General features: G+C 72.5%; 15 protein-coding genes. 10 read left to right on the top strand and 5 right to left on the bottom strand.

The features are described 5' to 3' along the window. Window positions 1-426: 426 nt before the first annotated feature. The 6 genes from AB0J12_RS28730 (at window position 427) to AB0J12_RS28705 (ending at window position 7237) form a co-directional block, all read left to right on the top strand. A complete protein-coding gene (locus AB0J12_RS28730; protein WP_363267397.1) occupies window positions 427-1662 on the top strand; it encodes a DUF4190 domain-containing protein in 1236 nt (411 codons plus the stop codon). A gap of 182 nt (window positions 1663-1844) precedes the next feature. Further along, complete coding sequence (locus tag AB0J12_RS28725) at window positions 1845-2597, top strand: GntR family transcriptional regulator (RefSeq protein ID WP_363267396.1); 753 nt, start codon at window positions 1845-1847, stop codon at window positions 2595-2597. A 369-nt stretch (window positions 2598-2966) separates the two neighbouring features. After that, the gene (locus tag AB0J12_RS28720; RefSeq protein WP_363267394.1) at window positions 2967-3167 is read left to right on the top strand and encodes an SPOR domain-containing protein; all 201 of its coding nucleotides are present in this window, start codon (window positions 2967-2969) and stop codon (window positions 3165-3167) included. 30 nt (window positions 3168-3197) lie between these two features. Beyond that, window positions 3198-3608, top strand: a complete 411-nt coding sequence (locus tag AB0J12_RS28715; RefSeq protein ID WP_363267393.1) for a (deoxy)nucleoside triphosphate pyrophosphohydrolase — start codon at window positions 3198-3200, stop codon at window positions 3606-3608. 289 nt (window positions 3609-3897) lie between these two features. Then, the gene (locus AB0J12_RS28710; protein ID WP_363267517.1) at window positions 3898-4323 is read left to right on the top strand and encodes an ATP-binding protein; all 426 of its coding nucleotides are present in this window, start codon (window positions 3898-3900) and stop codon (window positions 4321-4323) included. Between the two features lie 265 nt (window positions 4324-4588). Then, window positions 4589-7237 (top strand): SpoIIE family protein phosphatase, encoded by a 2649-nt coding sequence (locus tag AB0J12_RS28705; RefSeq protein WP_363267392.1) that lies wholly within the window; start codon window positions 4589-4591, stop codon window positions 7235-7237. 224 nt (window positions 7238-7461) lie between these two features. Here the strand turns inward: AB0J12_RS28705 and AB0J12_RS28700 are convergent, their stop codons facing one another. Continuing rightward, on the bottom strand, window positions 7462-9003 hold the full coding sequence (locus tag AB0J12_RS28700) for a hypothetical protein (RefSeq protein WP_363267391.1): 1542 nt from the start codon (window positions 9001-9003) through the stop codon (window positions 7462-7464). Between the two features lie 82 nt (window positions 9004-9085). Between AB0J12_RS28700 and AB0J12_RS28695 the strand changes: the two genes are divergently transcribed. Both AB0J12_RS28695 and AB0J12_RS28690 read left to right on the top strand, forming a co-directional pair. After that, window positions 9086-10177 carry a hypothetical protein gene (locus AB0J12_RS28695; protein ID WP_363267390.1) on the top strand — a complete coding sequence of 364 codons (1092 nt, stop codon included), beginning with the start codon at window positions 9086-9088 and terminating at the stop codon, window positions 10175-10177. 17 nt (window positions 10178-10194) lie between these two features. Then, the gene (locus AB0J12_RS28690; protein WP_363267389.1) at window positions 10195-10500 is read left to right on the top strand and encodes a hypothetical protein; all 306 of its coding nucleotides are present in this window, start codon (window positions 10195-10197) and stop codon (window positions 10498-10500) included. Here the strand turns inward: AB0J12_RS28690 and AB0J12_RS28685 are convergent. Genes AB0J12_RS28685 through AB0J12_RS28670 form a run of 4 tightly spaced genes read right to left on the bottom strand, consistent with a single transcriptional unit; the run spans window position 10481 to window position 14334 of the window. Further along, a complete protein-coding gene (locus AB0J12_RS28685) occupies window positions 10481-11251 on the bottom strand; it encodes a succinate dehydrogenase/fumarate reductase iron-sulfur subunit (protein WP_363267388.1) in 771 nt (256 codons plus the stop codon). The genes AB0J12_RS28690 and AB0J12_RS28685 overlap by 20 nt on opposite strands. Continuing rightward, a complete protein-coding gene (locus tag AB0J12_RS28680) occupies window positions 11248-13179 on the bottom strand; it encodes a fumarate reductase/succinate dehydrogenase flavoprotein subunit (protein ID WP_363267386.1) in 1932 nt (643 codons plus the stop codon). The genes AB0J12_RS28685 and AB0J12_RS28680 overlap by 4 nt, the downstream gene beginning before the upstream one ends. 22 nt (window positions 13180-13201) lie before the next feature. Next, entirely contained in the window at window positions 13202-14026 is an 825-nt protein-coding gene (locus AB0J12_RS28675; protein WP_363267385.1) for a hypothetical protein, read from the bottom strand. 20 nt (window positions 14027-14046) lie between these two features. Next, window positions 14047-14334 (bottom strand): hypothetical protein, encoded by a 288-nt coding sequence (locus AB0J12_RS28670; RefSeq protein WP_363267384.1) that lies wholly within the window; start codon window positions 14332-14334, stop codon window positions 14047-14049. Between the two features lie 301 nt (window positions 14335-14635). On the opposite strand from AB0J12_RS28670, the gene AB0J12_RS28665 reads away from it, so the two are divergent. Continuing rightward, window positions 14636-16846 (top strand): ABC transporter family substrate-binding protein, encoded by a 2211-nt coding sequence (locus AB0J12_RS28665; RefSeq protein WP_363267383.1) that lies wholly within the window; start codon window positions 14636-14638, stop codon window positions 16844-16846. Between the two features lie 616 nt (window positions 16847-17462). Then, a complete protein-coding gene (gene typA, locus AB0J12_RS28660) occupies window positions 17463-19370 on the top strand; it encodes a translational GTPase TypA (RefSeq protein ID WP_363267382.1) in 1908 nt (635 codons plus the stop codon). Window positions 19371-19459 lie beyond the last annotated feature (89 nt).

Genomic DNA, 19459 nt, shown 5'->3' with positions numbered 1-19459 from the left:
TCAGACCGAGCGCACCGCCGAGCCGGTCCCGGACGGACGCGTGGCGGCCCGCACCCGAGGCGGAAGATGCGACGGCCCGCAGCCGCCGACGGCGGGAAGGGGCCGGGGTGGGGGGTGTCCGCCCGCAGCGGCCGGCACCGGGCAACAGCACCCCCGTCGGATACGGGCGGCCGGACCGAGGACGGACACCCCCCACCCCGGCCCCGACCCACACCGAACGGCAGGCGCGACACCAGCCACGACCCAACCGCAACGGGCCGCCGCAGGCACAAAAGGGGCGCGGGGAACGGCGCGAGCAACCACAACGAACCCGCAGACAAAGAACCGGCCCAGTCGCCCAGCCACCCCCGGCCACCACCCGCCACCGACGCATGCGACTATCCGAGTCACACCCGCTCGCCCGCCCGAAGCAGGAGCACGGCACCCGTGTCCATACCGCCCCCGCCCCCCGGCCCCCAGCAGCCTTCGACCACGCCGGGGCCGTACCAGGCACCCCCGCCGCAGGGGCCGTACGCGGCACCGGGCGGCTACCCACCGCCGCCGTATCAGCCTTGGGGGCAGGGCTACACCCCGTTCAACCGGCCCGCTCCGGTCAACGGCGTGGCCATCGCCGCCCTGGTGCTCGGTGCGCTGTGTTTCCTGCCCGCCGTCGGTCTGGTGCTGGGCGTCATCGCGCTGGTGCAGATCCGCAAGCGGGGCGAGCGGGGCAAGGGGCTGGCGATCGGCGGCGCCGTCCTGTCGACGATCGGGCTCGCTCTGTGGGTGCTGGCCCTCGCCACCGGCGGCGTCGCCGACTTCTGGCAGGGCATGAAGGACGGCGCCCGTGACAGCGCGACCTTCTCGCTGCACAAGGGCCAGTGCTTCGACGAGCCCGGCGCGCTGGGCGGCGCCACCTACGACGTCGACGAGGTGCCCTGCGCGGGCCGGCACGACGGCGAGGTGTTCGGCACGTTCAACCTCCCGGCCGGCTCCCACTACCCGGGCGAGCGCGCCATCGACACCGCGGCGGAGAGCCGCTGTTATCCGCTCGCGGACGCCTACGCCATGGACAGCTGGGCGTGGCCCGACGATGTCGACGTCTACTACTTCAGCCCCAGCAAGGACAGTTGGGCCCTCGGCGACCGCGAGGTGGCCTGCGTCTTCGGCAACACGGACGAGCACGGCACGCTCACCGGCTCGCTGCGCGCCGACGCGACCACGCTGGACGCGGACCAGGTCGCCTTCCTGACGGCCGCCCAGGAGGTCGAGAGGGCACTGGACGACGAGCCCGAGGACCTGGCCGAGGACGACCTCGAGGGCAACCGAACCTGGGCGCGCGAGATGAAGAGCGCGCTGGACCGGCAGATCTCCCAGCTCGAGTCGTACGGCTGGGGGGCCGGCCACCGGCAGCAGGTCGCCGCCTACGTCGAGGAACTGCGGGCCGCCCGCGGACAGTGGGCGAAGGCCGCGAGCGCCACGGACCCGGACACCTTCGACGCGCACTACGCCGCGGGGTTCAAGGCCGTCGACGGCGCCCCGGCGGTGGCCGTCCGCAAGGCCCTGAAGCTCGCCACGACGCCACCGTCGGACACCTACGGCGACTCGGGCGGGACCGACTCGGGCGGGACCGGCGACTCCGGTGACCTCGGCGGCTCCGGCGGTGGCGGCGGACTCGATGTGTGATCCCGTCCGGAGCGGGGAGAAAGTGCCTGCGTGACGCCTGGTTGAGGTCTCGAGCAGTGCCCTGCGCGACGCCTCACCACACCCCCTTTCATCACTTCGAGTGATTCTCTGGCCTTCGCTTGCACCGCCGAACCCACGGTTGCCACGCTGTTGCTGTCTGTACAAGCTGATGGGAGCGGCCAGTGACATTCGGTGAGCAGCCGGCGTACCTGCGCGTCGCGGGTGATCTCCGCAAGAAGATCGTCGACGGCTCGCTGCCACCGCACACCCGGCTGCCCTCCCAGGCCCGCATCCGCGAGGAGTACGGCGTCTCCGACACCGTCGCGCTGGAGGCCCGCAAGGTCCTGATGGCCGAGGGGCTGGTCGAGGGCCGTTCCGGCTCCGGGACGTATGTGCGCGAGCGGCCGGTGCCGCGCCGTATCGCGCGCTCCGGCTTCCGGCCGGAACGGGGCGCGACCCCGTTCCGGCAGGAGCAGTCGGACGCCGAGGCGCGCGGCACCTGGGAGTCCAGCAGCGAGCAGGCGCAGGCGAGCCGCGCCGTGGCCGCGCGGCTCGGCATCGAGCCCGGCGAGCGGGTGATGCGCACCCGGTACCTCTTCCGCGAGTCCGGTGAGCCGATGATGCTGTCCACCTCCTGGGAACCGCTCGCGGTCACCGGGCGTACGCCCGTGATGCTGCCCGAGGAGGGGCCGCTCGGCGGGATGGGCGTGGTGGAGCGGATGCGCGCCATCGACGTCATCGTGGACAACGTCACCGAGGAGGTCGGCGCCCGCCCCGGTCTCGCCGAGGAGCTGCAGGCGCTCGGCGGTGTGCCCGGCCATGTCGTCCTGGTCGTCCAGCGCACCTACTACGCCTCCGGCCGCCCGGTGGAGACCGCCGACGTCGTCATCCCGGCCGACCGCTACCGGGTCGCGTACCACCTGCCGGTGAGGTAGCGCACACCTTTGCGGTATGCGCCCCGGCCGCTCCCCGGGGCCCGGTCCGCGCGGTCGGCGCCCGGCTGTGGGCCGCCCGCGCGAACCGTAGCGTTTCGGTCGTCTTCGCAGGTCGTCCCCGTTGTGGCTCCGCAGGCCCGGCAACGCGCCGAGCGGGCGTGTCGTGCCGCGCGCACGGCGCATTCGTCCTCGTGCGCCCCTTCCGTACTGGCCGGTTGCCTACCTCTTCGTGAAAACCCGTGTTCGCTGCGTAAAGGTTGGGCGTAGGGTCGGGCATATGCGGATTGCGGTTTCCTTATCGGGCGGGGACCGGTTCGCGCCGCGGACGGGGCGCGGACGAGCCGGGGTGGGAAGGAGCGGTGGGGTGTGATGAACGAGAGCACGATCTTCCTTCCCTGGCTGGTCATACGGCAGGACGACAACGGCAACCGCTACCGCGTGGGCCGGTACGCGACCCGGGCGGAGGCCCAGAGGGTCGCCGACGGCCTCGATGCCACCGGCCACAAGCAGCTCTACTGGGTCGAACGGATCGGCCAGCACGCCCAGAGCGCCGACGGCACCCGGAACTGACCCGGGGGGCCCTGACATAGGCTCCGGCGCATGACGGATCGGATCGTGGTCGTCGGCGCCGCCCTGCTCGACGGCGGCCGGCTGCTCGCCGCGCGCCGCAGTGCGCCCCCGGAGCTGGCCGGCCGCTGGGAGCTGCCCGGCGGCAAGGTGGAGCAGGGCGAGGCGCCCGAGGCGGCGCTGGTGCGCGAACTGCGCGAGGAACTGGGCGTCGACGCGGAGACGGTCGGGCGCGTGCCGGGACAGTGGCCGCTCAGGGAGCCGTACGTACTGCAGGTGTGGACCGCCCGCCTGCTGCCCGGCTCGCCCCCGCCGCGCCCGCTGGAGGACCACGACGCGCTGCGCTGGCTCGGATCCGGCGAGATGTGGGACGTCGACTGGCTGGATCAGGACGTCCCGGCGGTACGGGCAACGCTGTCGGCGTTGGATTCCGGGGTGCGTTGACGCCATCCCACCGCCCAGCCCCCTACCCGGCGGGGCTGACGCCGTCCCACCGCCCACCCCCAGCAGGGCTGACGCCATTCCCGCGCCCAGCCCCCACTCGGCAGAGCTGACGCCTCCCCACCACTCAACCCCGGCAGGGGAAGGGAAAGCCGGCCGGCGCCCCACGTCGGCCGCCCCGCGAGCGTCTTTACGCCGTTTGTGCCACAGTGCGCCCGCGCGAGCGGTACCGGGTGCGGGATATCGGGTATGTGCCCATTAACCCCACGAAACCGGACAGGGTGGGAGACCGCTGGCCTGGGAAGTGATCGGCGTGATCGACACCGAAGGCGACTGCGTCGAGTGGACGTTCCCCGCTGAGCCGGGCGCCGTGCGCGCCGCCCGCTCCGTGGTGCGGGCGCGGCTGCACACCTGGGACCTGGACAGCCTCGGCGATACCGCCGCCCTGCTGGTCAGCGAACTCGTCACCAACGCGCTCCGGCACGCCACCGGCCCCATCGGTGTCCGCCTGGTGCGGCTCGCCGGGCACGACGGCCAGGGCGTGCTGCGGGCGGAGGTCTCCGACCCGCTGCCCGATCCGCCCCGCGAACGCACCCCGCACCCCGACGACGAGAGCGGCCGCGGGCTGCAACTGGTGGCATCGGCCTCCCGGCGCTGGGGCACCCGGCCCGGCGAGGGCGGCAAGACCGTGTGGTTCGAGCTCGCGCTCCCCGGGTGAACGCCCGGCGGACGCACGACGTGTTCGCGACCGGGCGTGGCCGGCGCCGGGGCCGTACCGGTCGTGACCAATGCCGAACTGCGGGATTCGAGTACCTGCCGCCCGGTTAGAAGACAGGAAGTGTTGTCGCAGGACGGACCAAAAAGGGCCTGGACCGTGCTGTGATCGTGAACACCGTGTCGTGCGGCGCCGTAGTGCTGGATACTGCGGGCAGCCGCTGCCGGTGACCGATGCCGGACGCGGTGAGCTGGAGGGGACGGTTCGCGTGAGCGAGATACCAGCGAAGGCCACGGAGTCCGAGGACCCGTCGGACGGCGCGAGGGCAACAGCCGCGGGCGCGCTCGCCTCCGATACGGAGCGGACCGGTGACACGCTGTGGCAGAGCAGCCCGCCCGGCTCCATCTACGACTACATCAAGGTCGCGTCCTTCTGCATCGGCCCCGACGGCCTCGTCGACCAGTGGAGCCTGCGCGCCGAGCAGATCTTCGGCATCCCCGCCGAACGCGCCGTCGGCATGGACCCCATCGAGGCGTTCGTCGACCCCGACCTGCGCGACCGCAGTCAGCGCAAGATGGCCGAGATCCTCGACGGCCGCGAGTGGACCGGCGTGGTCCCCTTCCGTGTGCCCCGCACCGAGGACGACGCCGTCGGCGGCCCGCCCGGCACCGGGGACGGCGGGCGCGGAGTCGACGGCCTCGCCGAGGTGTACGTCATGCCGACGCGCACCAAGGAAGGCGAGAGGGCCGCCGTCTGCATCGTCGTGGACGTACGCACCCTGCGCAGCATCGAAACCGACCTCGCCGCCTCGCAGGCCATATTCGGCCAATCTCCGTTCGGCTTCCTGCTCATCGACACCGAGTTGAAGGTGCGCCGCGCCAATCAGCGGTTCGCGTCCACCTTCGGCGGCACCCCCGACGACCACCGCGGCAAGGGGGTGCACGACTACCTGCCCCGGCCGGAGGCCGAGCGGGTCACCGCGACGCTGCGCCGGGTCCTGCAGACCGGCGACTCCATCACGGACATGCACGTCACCGGGTATGTGCCCGGCTCCGACGAGCGCCGCCACTGGTCCGTCAACCTCTATCGCGTGCACAGCGGTTCCGGCCGGCCCATCGGTGTCGCCTGGCTCGGCACCGACATCACCGCCCGCCGCGCCGCCGCCCGCGAGGCCGCCGCCGCGCGGCGCAATCTCGCCCTCCTCAACGAGGCGGGCGCCCGCATCGGCAACTCCCTCGACCTGGAGACCACCGCCCGCGAACTCCTCGACGTCGTCGTCCCCGGCTTCTGCGACCTCGCCACCGTCGACCTCTACCAGGGCCTGCTGGCCGGCGACGAGACCCCGCCCGGCCTCGCCGACGGCAGCGCGGAGATGCGGCGCGTCGCCTACGCCAGCGCCGTCGCCGACACACCGTTCCGGGGCGGCTCCGGCGAGAGCGTCGAGGTCGGCGCGGTCCACCACTACCCGTTCAACTCGCCCTGCGCCGAAGCCCTGCGCACCGCCCGCCCGCAGCGCGTGCCGGGCGAGGACGGCGACCTGGTGCAGTCCGTGCTCGCCGTGCCGATGGTCGCCCACGACACCGTCGTAGGACTCGCGCTGTTCGCGCGGACCAAGGGCAGTGAGCCGTTCGGCGACCGGGACCGGGATCTCGCCGTCGAGCTGGCGGCGCGGGCGGCGGTCTGTATCGACAACGCCCGCCTCTACCGGCGTGAGCACGAGCGGGCGTTGATACTGCAACGGTCCCTGCTGCCGCCCGGCGACCCGGTGGCCTCCGGGCTGGACATCGCCTGCCGCTACCTGCCCGGCAACGTCTCCACCGGGCGGCCCAGCGAGGTCGGCGGCGACTGGTTCGACGTCATCGAACTGCCCGGCCACCGCACGGCACTGGTGGTCGGCGACGTGATGGGGCGCGGGCTGCGCGCCGCCGTCGCCATGGGCGAACTCCGCACGGCCGTACGCACACTGGCACTGCTCGACCTCGAACCCGCCGAAGTCCTCTCCGCGTTGGACGAGATCGCCCGCGGCCTCGGCACCCCCGGCGGCGTCCAGCAGGCCACGCGGGCCGCCCGGCGCCCGCGCGAGGCGGACCTGTCCGAGGTGTACCTCGCGACCTGCGTGTACGCCGTCTACGACTCCGTCACCCGCCGCTGCACCTTCGCCAACGCCGGCCATCTGCCGCCGGTGCTGGTCGAACCCGGCGAGGCGGCGCTGATGCTCGACGTGCCGCCCGGGATGCCGCTCGGCGTCGGCGGGGAGCCGTTCGAGGAGGTCGAGGTCGAGCTGCCGGAGGGCGCGCTGCTCGCCCTGTACACCGACGGGCTCGTCGAGTCCCGCGACCACCCCCTGGACGAGGGCCTGCAGGCGTTCGTCGGCGCGCTGACCGACCCGGCGCTGCCCCTGGAGGACGTCTGCGACCAGGTCCTCAACACCCTCGACACCCACCACGGCGAGGACGACATCGCCCTGCTGATGGCCCGCGTCCAGGGCCTGCCCGCCGACTCCGTCGGCGACTGGACCCTGCCGCGCGAGCCGCGCAGCGTGGGCCGGGCCCGCGAGTACGCGCGCTCCCAGCTGCTCGCCTGGGACCTGGAGCCGCTCGTCGACACCACCGAACTGCTGGTCAGCGAGCTGGTCACCAACGCGCTGAGATACGGCGAGGGCGAGATCCGGCTCCGGCTGCTGCTGGACCGCACCCTGGTCTGCGAGGTCTGGGACTCCGGCCTGGTCCAGCCGCGCCGCCGCCGCGCCCGCGACACCGACGAGGGCGGCCGTGGCCTGCAGCTCGTCGGCCTGCTCTCCGCGTCCTGGGGCTCACGCCGCACCCCACGCGGCAAGACGGTCTGGTTCGAACTGGCCCTCCCCGACGGCGAGTCCGGCCCGGTGGACCCGGCGGAGGCGTTGCTGAGCCTGTTCTGACCCCGGCCCTGTTGACAACGCTCGTGATCAATACACCTAGGCCCTGTCGTTTGGATCAGGCCGGCTGTGAGATGCGGTGCCTTTCGGCCGACCCGAGCGGGGTCTGGTGCGTGCAGCTGCAAGGCGGAGGAGGGCGCCAACGCGGTGGGGGTCCCCCCTGCTCGAAGAGCTCGGGGGAGTGCGTGCCAGACCCCGCGACGCCGGGATGATCCAAACGAGCGGGCCTAGCCGGCGCTGTCGAGGCGGCGGCGCGTCGCGGGCCCGCCGTAGGCCGCCGGCTCCGGTTCCTGCGGCGGGCCGTGCACGCGGACGTCCTGTTCGGCGTGGTCGCGAGCCGCGGCCGCCAGGGTGTCCGCGCCGACCAGGCCGGGCAGCGTGTCCGACGTGAGAGCCCGCTCGGCCGCCGCCAGCCGGGTGCGCGCCTGGGCGCCGACCACACCCCGGTGCGTGGCGACGAAACCGTCCGCCGCGGCCACCGCGCTGTGCGCCGTCAGCCGCGCGGCCGCCGTCAGCACCCCCGCCCGCCCGGTGCTCACCGGCGCCAGCGCCCGCACGATCCGCCGCAGCTCCGCCAGCGGGTCGTAGGCCCGACCACCGGTCAGCTCCAGGCGTACGGACGCCAGCACCGCGTCCGCGTGCGCGATACGGGAGTGCAGCTCACCGGGCGGCACATCCGCCGGGGCGGTCCGGCGAGCCGCCGTCAGCTCCGCCTCCGCGCCGGTCAGGGCCGCCGGAAGCATCTGCCGGGCCGCCGTCAGTTCACGCGCCAGCCGGTCGACCGCGGTGACGAAGACCTCCGCCTGCGCCACGGCCCCCTGACCCGACCGCAGCCGTGCCGCCGCGCGGTCCCTCTCGCCCCGGTCGGCGGCCTGCCGGGCCTCGTTGAGCCGGGTGGTGGCCGTCACCAGGCGGTCCTTGGCCAGCTCGACGTACCCGGTGACCGGATCGAGCGCGCCGGCCGCGAACGTACCGTGCAGGTCCGCGAGCGTGTCCTGCGCCTGCCCGGTGCGGGCGGCCAGCGCCCGGAAACGGGCCTCCGCGACCGCGAGCGCGTCGGCCCCCGCGGTGTCCACCGCGCGGAGTTCTCCGAAGGCGGCCGCCGTCGCGTCCAGGAGGCGGCCCGCCTCCGCGCACCGGCCGACGATCCCGGCGAGCGTGTGCCGCCGCGCCGGTTCGTCCTCGCGCGGCAGGCCCTCGTCGTCACGCTGCCGCAGCGCGAACGCGGCCGCCAGCTCGCCCTCCGCCTCCCGCAGGGCCCGCGTGAACGGCTCCAGGCGCGGCTCGTCGTACAGCTCCCGCGCGAAGTCCAGCTCCTCCCGGCTGGCGCGTACACAGTCGTCGGCCTCCACCAGCGCCGCCTGTGCCTGCCGGTCGAGTTCGCCGGGGCTCGGTGTGTAGGGGTGGGACGGCAGGACGCCGGAAGAGGCGGCCGGGGGTGGGGCCGCGGTCGCGGGCGTCGTACGGGTGCGGGAGCGCCGGACGATGCGCACATAGCCGTAGCCGGCGAGCACTCCGGCCGCCGCCACGGCGGCCACCGGCAGGACGAGATCCGTCGGGGACGTCTCGTCCTCACGCGGCTGCGCCGCCGCCGTGCGCGCGGCCGGTGCGGGACGGGTGATCGCAACCGGGGGTTCGCCGGCCGTCGTCATCCCCGGCAACAGCAGCCACACCACGCCCGTGGTGCCACCCAGCAGCGCATGCGCCACCCGCACGGATATGTGCGACGTGGCGTGCCGCGGCCGGCCCCTGGGCGAGGATGACGTCACGTTTCGGAGCGTATGGCCCGGTATGACGGGCCGCGAGCCGGGCGCGTCCGGTGGGGCGCACGGACGAGGGAGGGGTACGGGGATGGAACAGCCGCAGCGTACGAAGGACCCGGAGGCGATTTCCGGGGAGGGCGGCGAGCCGGAGCCGACCGCGCCCCGCCCCGCGCGACGCCGGTGGCGCCTGGCCCGGCGTAGCGCCCTCGTCGTCGTGCTGGTCCTGCTGCTGCCGGTGCTCGCCATCCAGATCGCCCTGCGCGTGAACTACACCGGCGACCCCGCCGACGGCACCCGCACCCGCGGCCGGGACGCCCTGTGGCTCGGGCACGCCTGGGTCGACGGCCGCATGAAGGACGCCGACGTCACCGCCCTCGCCCGCCGGCTCGCCGGCACCGGCATCCGCGACCTGTATGTGCACGCCGGGCCGCTGGAGCACGACGGGACGCTGCCCGCGTCGGCGTACCCGCGGGCGCGGTGGCTGGTCGCGGCGGTGCACCGGGAGCTGCCGGGGGTGCGGGTGCAGGCCTGGCTCGGTGACGTGCTGGCCACGGAGGGGCCGGACGGGCTGCGCCTGGAGCGGGCCGCGACCCGGGCGGCGATCGTCGGCTCCACCCGCGCGATCCTCGGCGCCGGCTTCGACGGCGCCCACTTCGACCTGGAGCCGCTGCACTCCGGCGACCGCGACTACCTCGGCCTGCTGGACGCCCTGCACCGCGAGACGACCGCCCGCGGGGCGCTGCTGTCCGTCGCCGCCCACCAGATCGACCCGCTGCCGGGCCTGCACTCCGTCATCGGCGCGGTCTCCGGGCACCCCAAGTGGTGGTCGCAGGAGTTCTTCGGTCAGGTCGCCCGCCGCGTCGACCAGATCGCCGTCATGTCGTACGACACGATGCAGCAGTGGGAGAGCGCCTACGGCGGTTACGTCGCCCAGCAGACCTCCCTCGCCCTCGAGGTGACCCCGCCGTCCACCGACCTGCTGATGGGCCTGCCCTTCTACCACGAGAACCGCTTCGGCCACCGCGGCGCGGCGGAGACGGTCCCCGCGGGCGTACGCGGCGTCCGCCTCGGCCTGTCCCGCACCGACGCCGACCGCGGGAACTTCGGCGTCGCCCTGTACGTGGACTTCGCGGCGACGGAGGACGACTGGCAGGCGTACCGTGACGGCTGGTTGCGCTGAACGAAGGGGTGGGGGAGATGGATTACTCGTGGGTGGCGGCTCTGCTGGCCACCGCGGTGGTCGCCGCGCATGGTGTGGTGACGCTGACGATGGGATGGGTGGCGCCCTGGGCGCGGGGCAGGATCGTCCGCCCGGCGCTGTGGGGCGCCGGGGCGCTCCTGTTCGCCGCGGGCATGGCGACGGGCCTCTCGACGCGGTTCTTCGACGTGTCCCTGGGCCTGGGCGACGGCCTGGCGGTGGCCACGCTGGTGCAGATCCTCGCCGGAGGCCTGCTCCAGCACCGCGCCCAGCGCCCCCGCCCCGCTACGACGAACGCCTCCTGATCTTCGAACCGAGCCACACCAGTGGGTCGTACTTGCGGTCCACCGCCCGTTCCTTCAGCGGGATCAGGGCGTTGTCCGTGATCTTGATGCCTTCCGGGCAGACCTCCGTGCAGCACTTGGTGATGTTGCAGTAGCCGAGGCCGTGTTCGTCCTGGGCCGTGCGTTTGCGGTCCAGGCCGCTCTCGGCGGCCGCGTCCAGGGGGTGCATGTCGAGTTCGGCGATGCGCATCAGGAAGCGCGGGCCGGCGAACGCCGTCTTGTTCTCCTCGTGGTCGCGCACGACATGGCAGGTGTCCTGGCACAGGAAGCACTCGATGCACTTGCGGAACTCCTGCGAGCGGTCCACGTCCTCCTGCATCATCCGGTACTCGCCGGGGCCGAGGCCGGGTGGCGGGACGAACGCCGGGACCTCGCGGGCCTTGGCGTAGTTGAAGCCGACGTCCGTGACCAGGTCCCGGATGACGGGGAAGGCGCGCAGGGGCGTGACGGTGACCGTCTCGGCCTCGCCGAACACCGACATACGGGTCATGCACATCAGCCGGGGACGGCCGTTGATCTCCGCGGAGCACGAACCGCACTTGCCGGCCTTGCAGTTCCAGCGCACCGCGAGGTCGGGCGCCTGCGTCGCCTGGAGGCGGTGGATGATGTCGAGGACGACCTCGCCCTCGTTCACCTCGACGGTGAAGTCCTCCAGGCCGCCGCCGGCCGCGTCCCCCCGCCACACCTTGAACCGTGCCTGGTAGCCGCTCATTCGTACAGCTCCTCTTCGGCGAGGTACTTGACCAGCTCCTCCTTCTCGAACAGGGCGAGCAGGTCGGGGCGGATGGGCTCGGTGCTCCCATGGACCAGGGTGATCTGACCGCGCGCGGGGTCCGACGCCGCGAGCGTGCCGGTGGGGTCGGTGAGCCGGCACAGCAGGTTCACCCGGCGCCAGGTGCGGTCCATCGACGGGAAGTCCTCCCGGGTGTGGCCGCCGCGCGACTCGGTGCGCTCCAGCGCCGCCCGGGCCACGCACTCGCTGACCAGCAGCATGTTCCGCAGGTCCAGCGCGAGGTGCCAGCCCGGGTTGAACTGCCGGTGGCCCTCCACCCCGGCCCGCCGGGCCCGCGCCCGCAGCTCACCGAGCTTGCGCAGCGCCTGCTCCATCTCGCCCTCGCGGCGGATGATGCCGACCAGGTCGTTCATGGTCTGCTGGAGCTCCTGGTGGAGGGTGTACGGGTTCTCCGGCGGCCCCTCCTCGCCCTCCGTCTCCGCCGAGAACGGCCGCAGCGCCTCCGCCGCCGCCGTGTTGACGTGGGCGTCGTCGACCCGCGGCCGCTCGTAGGCCAGCGCTCCCGCGTACTCGGCGGCGTGCAGGCCCGCACGGCGGCCGAACACCAACAGGTCGGACAGCGAGTTGCCGCCGAGCCGGTTCGAGCCGTGCATGCCGCCGGCGACCTCACCGGCCGCGTACAGCCCGGGCACCCCGCGCGCGGCGGCCGTGTCGGAGTCGACGGCGATGCCGCCCATCACGTAGTGGCAGGTCGGCCCGACCTCCATCGCCTCCGCGGTGATGTCGACGTCGGCCAGCTCCTTGAACTGGTGGTACATCGACGGCAGCCGCCGCTTGACGACCTCCGCCGGCATCCGCGTCGACACGTCCAGGAAGACCCCGCCGTGCGGAGAGCCGCGGTCCGCCTTCACCTCGGAGTTGATCGCGCGGGCCACCTCGTCGCGGGGCAGCAGTTCGGGGGGACGCCGGTTGTGGTCCGGGTCGTCGTACCAGCGGTCGGCCTCCTCCTCCGTCTCGGCGTACTTCTCCTTGAAGACGTCGGGGATGTAGTCGAACATGAACCGCTTGCCCTCGGAGTTGCGCAGGACCCCGCCGTCGCCGCGCACCGACTCGGTGACGAGGATGCCCTTCACCGACGGCGGCCAGACCATGCCGGTCGGGTGGAACTGCACGAACTCCATGTTCAGCAGCGGCGCGCCCGCGAGCAGGGCGAGGGCGTGCCCGTCACCGGTGTACTCCCACGAGTTCGACGTGACCTTGAACGACTTGCCGATGCCGCCGGTGGCGATCACGACGGCGGGCGCCTCCAGCACGAAGAAGCGCCCGCTCTCGCGTTCGTAGCCGAAGACCCCGCTGACCCGGTCCCCGTCCTTCAGGACCCTGGTGACCGTGCACTCCTGGAACACCTTCAGACCCGACTCGTAGTCGCCGGTCTCCCGGTGGTCGGCCTGCTGGAGCGCCACGATCTTCTGCTGCAGGGTGCGGATCAGCTCCAGGCCGGTGCGGTCGCCGACGTGCGCCAGGCGCGGGTACTCGTGGCCACCGAAGTTGCGCTGGGAGATCCGGCCGTCCTTCGTACGGTCGAACAGCGCGCCCCAGGTCTCCAGCTCCCAGACCCTCTCCGGGGCCTCCTTGGCGTGCAGCTCGGCCATGCGCCACTGGTTGAGGAACTTCCCGCCGCGCATCGTGTCGCGGAAGTGGACCTGCCAGCTGTCGTGTTCGTTGGCGTTGGCCATCGCCGCCGCGATGCCGCCCTCGGCCATCACGGTGTGCGCCTTGCCGAACAGCGACTTGCAGATCACCGCCGTACGGGCGCCCCGCTCGCGCGCCTCGATCGCCGCCCGCAGCCCGGCGCCGCCGGCACCGACCACGACGACGTCCCACTCCTGCCGGTCGACCACGGACATCGGTCAGTCCTCACTTGAGTCACTAGAAGAACCGCGGATCGTCGAAGACCCCGGACGCGACGAGGTACACGTAGAAGTCGGCGAGGGCCACGCTCAGCAGGGACGCCCAGGCGAGCTGCATGTGCCGGGCGTTGAGCCGGCCGACGAACTGCCACATGCGGTAGCGCACGGGATGCTTCGAGAAGTGCTTGAGCTTCCCGCCGACGATGTGCCGGCAGGAGTGGCAGGACAGGGTGTACGCCCAGATCAGCACGATGTTGGCGAGGAACACCAGGGTGCCCAGACCCATGTGTCCCCAGCGGTAGTGCGGGTCGCGGAAGGCGAGCACGGTGTCGTACGTCAGCACGCCCGCGACCAGCAGCGCCGCGTAGAAGAAGTAGCGGTGGACGTTCTGCAGGATGAGCGGGAAGCGGGTCTCGCCGGTGTACTTCGCGTGCGGCTCGGGCACCGCGCAGGCCGGCGGGGACGCCCAGAACCCGCGGTAGTACGCCTTGCGGTAGTAGTAGCAGGTCAGCCGGAAGCCCAGCGGGAAGATCAGGATGATGATCGCCGGCGAGATGCCCCACCAGCTGCCGAAGAGGTCGGCGTTGGGCCCGGCGTGCATGGTGCGGCAGTTCTCCGCCAGGCACGGCGAGTAGAACGGCGAGACGTACGGCGCCGCGTAGTAGTCGGAGTTGGCGAAGGCCCGCCAGGTCGAGTAGACGACGAAGGCGAGCAGACCGGCCGCGGTGGCGGCGGGGGCCAGCCACCAGCGGTCGGTGCGCAGGTGCGCGGCGGCAATGGCGGCGCGGGTCGTCGACCGGACGCCGCCGCTGCTGCTCGGACGGGGTTCCGTACCAGTGGCCACCGTTTACGGCTCCCGTCCGGTCAGGGGGCGTGCCGGTCGCGGGCGCCGAGGCCCTCGTCGTCGGAGTCGGTCCACAGGGACCCGTCGTAGGGGGTGTCGGGGATGCTGACGACCTCGGGCCGGGCGGCCTGGGCGGGGGAGATCGCCGAGCGCAGCAGCGAGATGCTCTCGCGCAGATGGTCGGCGTCCATCCGGGCCCGGCGCATCTCCAGGCTGCCGCTGCCGAGCTGCTTCTCCAGACGCACCAGCGACCGGTAGAGGTCGTCGAGGCTGCGCTGGACTGACGTCAGTTCGTCGTGCACGGACATGACTTGCCCTCACTTCCGCGGGTCTTTCAGGCCCTGGGTGGCAACGCTCATGCGCCTGCGAGTGTTGCGCGTCACACCACGCGCTGTGAAGGGACGTGCACCGATTGGCGGAGGCGTACGGATGCATCGCCGGTTGCGTTGCGCCGCACGGGTGGCTTTACGGGCCGTCGCCGTCGTGTCGCTGGCTGTGTCCGGATCCTTTCCTCTTCAGTGGCTCCATCAAATCTGCATACGTGTGATCAGCTCCATATACCGCCAAACGTGATCATAACGCCCGCGGCTTTCCGGAGGTACTCCCAAGATGTCCCACGACGTCGTCGGACCGCGCGCCGTCATGCGCTCGGTCGCCTTCCTCACCGCGGGCGCGCTCGCGGTGACCGTGCTCACCGGCTGCAGTTCCGAGGACAAGGCCGGCAAGCCCCTCGCCGGGCAGGACATCGCCCGCGCCGCCCGCGCCCAGATCGCCGACGGCGGCACGCTGCGCTGGGCCGTGGACGCGGTCCCCGAGACGCTGAACACCTTCCAGTCCGACGCCGACGCCACCACCTCGCGCGTCGCGCAGGCCGTGCTGCCGTCGATGTACCGGCTGGACGCGCAGGGCCGGCCGCAGCGCAACGCCGACTTCCTGGAGTCGGCGAAGGTCGTCGACACCGAGCCCAAGCAGGTCGTGCTGTACAAGCTGAACCAGCAGGCCGTCTGGAGCGACGGCCGGGAGATCGGCGCCGCCGACTTCGCCGCGCAGTGGCGCGCCCTGTCCGGCAAGGACTCCGCCTACTGGACCGCCCGCAACGCCGGGTACGACCGCATCGAGAAGATCGAGCGCGGCGCGAACGACCTCGAGGTCAAGGTCACCTTCGCCAAGCCGTACGCCGACTGGCGGTCGCTGTTCTCACCGCTGTACCCGAAGGACGTCACGGGGACGCCGGACGCGTTCAACGACGGGGCGCGGCGCAAGCTGAAGGTCACCGCCGGGCCGTTCAAGGTGCAGACGGTGGACACCAAGGCCAAGGACGTCGTCCTCACCCGCAATCCGCGCTGGTGGGGGCACCCGGCCAAGCTGAACGAGATCGTGCTGCAGGCCGTGCCGCGCGACAAGCGGGCGCAGGCGCTGGCCGCGGGCAGCGTCGACATGGCCGAGATCGACCCGTCCGACGCCCAGCGCGTCACCGGCAGCGCCGGGGGCGCGGCCGGTCCGCTGCAGGGGCCCGGCGGCCGTACGGCGGTCAAGGCGCTGCGCACCTGGGCGGCGCAGCACGGCGCCGACGCCGAGCCCGGTGACGAGGAGCTGCGGGCCTGGGAGAAGCTGACCAAGGCGGTCGCCCAGGAGCAGAAGGAGAAGGAGGAGCTGCGCGCCTTCGAGGTGCGCAAGTCCTTCGAGGCGGCGTACACGCAGCTCGCGCTCAACGGCTCCGAGGGTCCGCTGGCCGACGAGCGGGTGCGGCGGGCGGTGGCGCGGGCGCTGGACCGGAAGCAGCTGGCCAAGCTGGTGCTGAAGCCGCTGGGGCTGCCGGCGGTGCCGGTGGGCAGCCATCTGGCGGTGTCCGGGCAGCCGGCGTATGCCGACAACAGCGGGGCGCTCGGCGACCAGGACACCGCGGAGGCGCAGTCGCTGCTCGCGGACGCGGGATGGGTGCCGGGCGGGCCGGTGGACGAGCAGAAGAAGGGGGAGAAGGCGGCCGGCGCGGAAGGGGACAAGCACGGGGCGTCGGAGGACAAGCCGGGCCGCGGCAAGCCCGACCCGGACGTGTCGGGGGGCGGCGACGACGGCACCTACATCGTCGGCCAGGACGACAAGGCCGGGTGGCAGCCCGGACACGGCGAGGACGGCGGACGGCACCTCGCACAGGACGGCCGGCCGCTCGCCGAGTGGCAGCTGCGGCAGGGCGGGGCGCCGGGGGCGTACGCGCCGAAGGGAACGGCGGCGCCCGCGGGAACGGGGTCGCAGGTGCTGGCGAAGGACGGCAAGCCGCTGACGCTCCGCTTCGTGCTGCCGTCGGGGGCGGGCTCGCAGACGCTGCGGCAGGTCGCGGACCGGATCTCCGCGATGCTGGCGAAAGTCGGGATCCGGACCGACATCACCAAGGTGTCGGACGAGAGCTACTTCAAGGACCACATCGCGACCGGCCAGTACGACCTGGCCCTGTACTCCTGGCCGGCCTCCGCCTTCCCGGCGACCGACGCTCGCCCGATCTACGCGAAGCCGGTACCGGCCGCCGACGGCTCGCTGACCGTGGAGCAGAACTACACACGGGTCGGTACGGACCAGGTCGACCAGCTCTTCGACCAGGCGATCGCGACGCTGGACCAGGACGAGGAACAGGACCTGATCCGCAAGGCGGACTCCCGCATCTGGGCCGCTGCAGGATCGATTCCCCTCTTCCAGCGCCCGCAACTGGTGGCCACGCGCACGTCCCTCGCCAACGCGGGAGCGTTCGGCTTCCAGACGCCGGTGTACGAGGACATGGGGTACCTGAAGAAGGGCGAGAAGATCACGGCGAGCCCGTCGTCGTAACGGGACGGGGTGGGGCGGACGCTCTTGGTCAGGAGGGGCCGCCGCGGGCTCTGCCCGGCCCCCCGGGCACCGTCCTGGTGCTGCACACCGGCAGTTCTTCGGCTGAGCCCGGGAGCCCCTGCTGCGGGTCTTCGGCCAGTGAACCGCGCCGAGGCTCAGGAGCTGCCCCCGTGGCCCGGCGACTCCCGGGGGACAGAGTCCCCGCCGGGGCCCGGGGCGGAGCCCCGTGTCGGAGGCTCCTGGCCGACCGAGTTGGGTGGGTGGGCGAACCCCCGGGGTCCAGGGGCGGAGCCCCTGGCGGGGTCTGGGGCAGAGCCCCAGGGACGGCACCCCCACCACCCCCACCCGGGCGGAGCCCGCGGTACCTGGCCGGAGCCGACTCATCTCCGGGCGGAGCCGACTCACCCCCGGGCGGAGCTCACCCACCCCGGACCGGAGCCCACCCACCCCACGGCGGGCCCTCGGGAAGGCCTCCGCGGAGGCGTGAGCTGCGGGGATGTAGGTCGCCAAGCCGCCCGGGCGGAGGCCCCGTACCATGGGGTGAGGCCGTGGCATGTTCAGCCCGGCAGGGCCCGCGCAGCAGGGCCGTCCTCACACTCCGGGAGATCGCCGCAATATGGCCACGCGCCACGACATCCGCAATGTCGCCATCGTCGCCCACGTCGACCACGGCAAGACCACCATCGTCGACGGCATGCTGAAGCAGGCCGGCGCCTTCGCCGCCCACCAGCTCGAGGGCGTCGACGACCGCATGATGGACTCGAACGACCTGGAGCGTGAGAAGGGCATCACGATCCTCGCCAAGAACACGGCGGTCAAGTACCACCCGAAGGACGGCGGGGACCCGATCACGATCAACATCATCGACACCCCCGGCCACGCCGACTTCGGCGGCGAGGTCGAGCGCGGTCTGTCGATGGTCGACGGTGTCGTGCTGCTGGTGGACGCCTCCGAGGGCCCGCTGCCGCAGACCCGGTTCGTGCTGCGCAAGGCGCTCCAGCAGCGCCTGCCCGTCATCCTGTGCATCAACAAGACGGACCGCCCGGACTCCCGGATCGACGAGGTCGTCAACGAGACCTACGACCTCTTCCTGGACCTGGACGCGGACGAGGAGCAGATCGAGTTCCCGATCGTCTACGCCTGCGGCCGTGACGGCATCGCCTCGCTGACCAAGCCGGACAACGGCACGGTCCCGGCCGACAGCGACAGCCTGGAGCCGTTCTTCTCCACCATCCTGGAGCACATCCCGGCCCCGTCGTACGACGAGGACGGGCCGCTCCAGGCCCACGTCACCAACCTCGACGCCGACAACTTCCTCGGCCGTATCGCGCTGCTCCGCGTCGAGCAGGGGGAGCTGCGCAAGGGCCAGACGGTCGCCTGGATCAAGCGCGACGGCTCGATCAGCAACGTCCGCATCAGCGAGCTGATGATGACCGAGGCGCTCACCCGCAAGCCCGCCGAGAAGGCCGGCCCGGGTGACATCTGCGCCGTCGCCGGTATCCCGGACATCATGATCGGCGAGACCCTGGCCGACCCGGAGAACCCGGTCGCGCTGCCGCTGATCACGGTCGACGAGCCGGCGATCTCGATGACGATCGGCACGAACACCTCGCCGCTGGTCGGCCGCGGCGGCACCGGCAAGGGCGCCGACGCCAAGGCGGCCGTGAAGGACCGCAAGGTCACCGCCCGCCAGGTCAAGGACCGCCTGGACCGCGAGCTGATCGGTAACGTCTCGCTGCGGGTGCTGGACACCGAGCGTCCGGACGCCTGGGAGGTCCAGGGCCGTGGTGAGCTGGCGCTCGCCATCCTGGTCGAGCAGATGCGCCGCGAGGGCTACGAGCTGACCGTCGGCAAGCCTCAGGTCGTCACCAAGGACGTCGACGGCAAGACCTACGAGCCGGTCGAGCGCATGACGATCGACGTGCCCGAGGAGCACATGGGCGCCGTCACCCAGCTCATGGGCGTCCGCAAGGGCCGGATGGACAACATGTCCAACCACGGCTCCGGCTGGGTCCGCATGGAGTTCGTGGTGCCGTCCCGTGGTCTCATCGGCTTCCGCACCGAGTTCCTGACCCAGACCCGTGGCACCGGTATCGGCCACTCCATCCACGAGGGCTTCGAGCCCTGGTTCGGCAACCTGACGACCCGCAACAACGGCTCGCTGGTCGCCGACCGCGCCGGTGCCGTCACCGCCTTCGCGATGACGAACCTGCAGGAGCGCGGCGTGCTGTTCGTGGAGCCCGGTACCGAGGTGTACGAGGGCATGATCGTCGGTGAGAACTCCCGCGCCGACGACATGGACGTCAACATCACCAAGGAGAAGAAGCTCACCAACATGCGGTCTTCCTCGGCCGACTCGTTCGAGGCGATCGTCCCGCCGCGCAAGCTGTCGCTGGAGCAGTCCCTGGAGTTCTGCCGCGACGACGAGTGCGTCGAGGTGACCCCGGAGGCCGTCCGCATCCGCAAGGTGAACCTGGACGCCCGCGAGCGCGCCCGTGCCGCGAGCCGCGCCAAGCACGGCTGACACACCGGCAGCGACGAGCCGGGCCCCCGCGCGGTTGCGGGGGGGGCGGGGGGAGCGGGTGGGGGGACGAAAAGAGTGGGGGCGGGGGA

It is taken from the genome of Streptomyces sp. NPDC049915, assembly GCF_040656475.1.
Lineage (GTDB): Bacteria > Actinomycetota > Actinomycetes > Streptomycetales > Streptomycetaceae > Streptomyces.
This window is presented reverse-complemented; position numbering and strand designations above follow the sequence as displayed.

Excerpts from the sequence above, each read along its gene's own strand:
- AB0J12_RS28720 (WP_363267394.1), top strand. The coding sequence starts at position 2,967 with ATGAACGAGAGCACGATCTTCCTTCCCTGGCTGGTCATACGGCAGGAC.
- AB0J12_RS28715 (WP_363267393.1), top strand. The coding sequence starts at position 3,198 with ATGACGGATCGGATCGTGGTCGTCGGCGCCGCCCTGCTCGACGGCGGC.
- AB0J12_RS28695 (WP_363267390.1), top strand. The coding sequence starts at position 9,086 with ATGGAACAGCCGCAGCGTACGAAGGACCCGGAGGCGATTTCCGGGGAG.
- AB0J12_RS28690 (WP_363267389.1), top strand. The coding sequence starts at position 10,195 with ATGGATTACTCGTGGGTGGCGGCTCTGCTGGCCACCGCGGTGGTCGCC.
- AB0J12_RS28685 (WP_363267388.1), bottom strand. The coding sequence starts at position 11,251 with ATGAGCGGCTACCAGGCACGGTTCAAGGTGTGGCGGGGGGACGCGGCC.
- AB0J12_RS28680 (WP_363267386.1), bottom strand. The coding sequence starts at position 13,179 with ATGTCCGTGGTCGACCGGCAGGAGTGGGACGTCGTCGTGGTCGGTGCC.
- AB0J12_RS28670 (WP_363267384.1), bottom strand. The coding sequence starts at position 14,334 with ATGTCCGTGCACGACGAACTGACGTCAGTCCAGCGCAGCCTCGACGAC.
- AB0J12_RS28665 (WP_363267383.1), top strand. The coding sequence starts at position 14,636 with ATGTCCCACGACGTCGTCGGACCGCGCGCCGTCATGCGCTCGGTCGCC.
- typA (WP_363267382.1), top strand. The coding sequence starts at position 17,463 with ATGGCCACGCGCCACGACATCCGCAATGTCGCCATCGTCGCCCACGTC.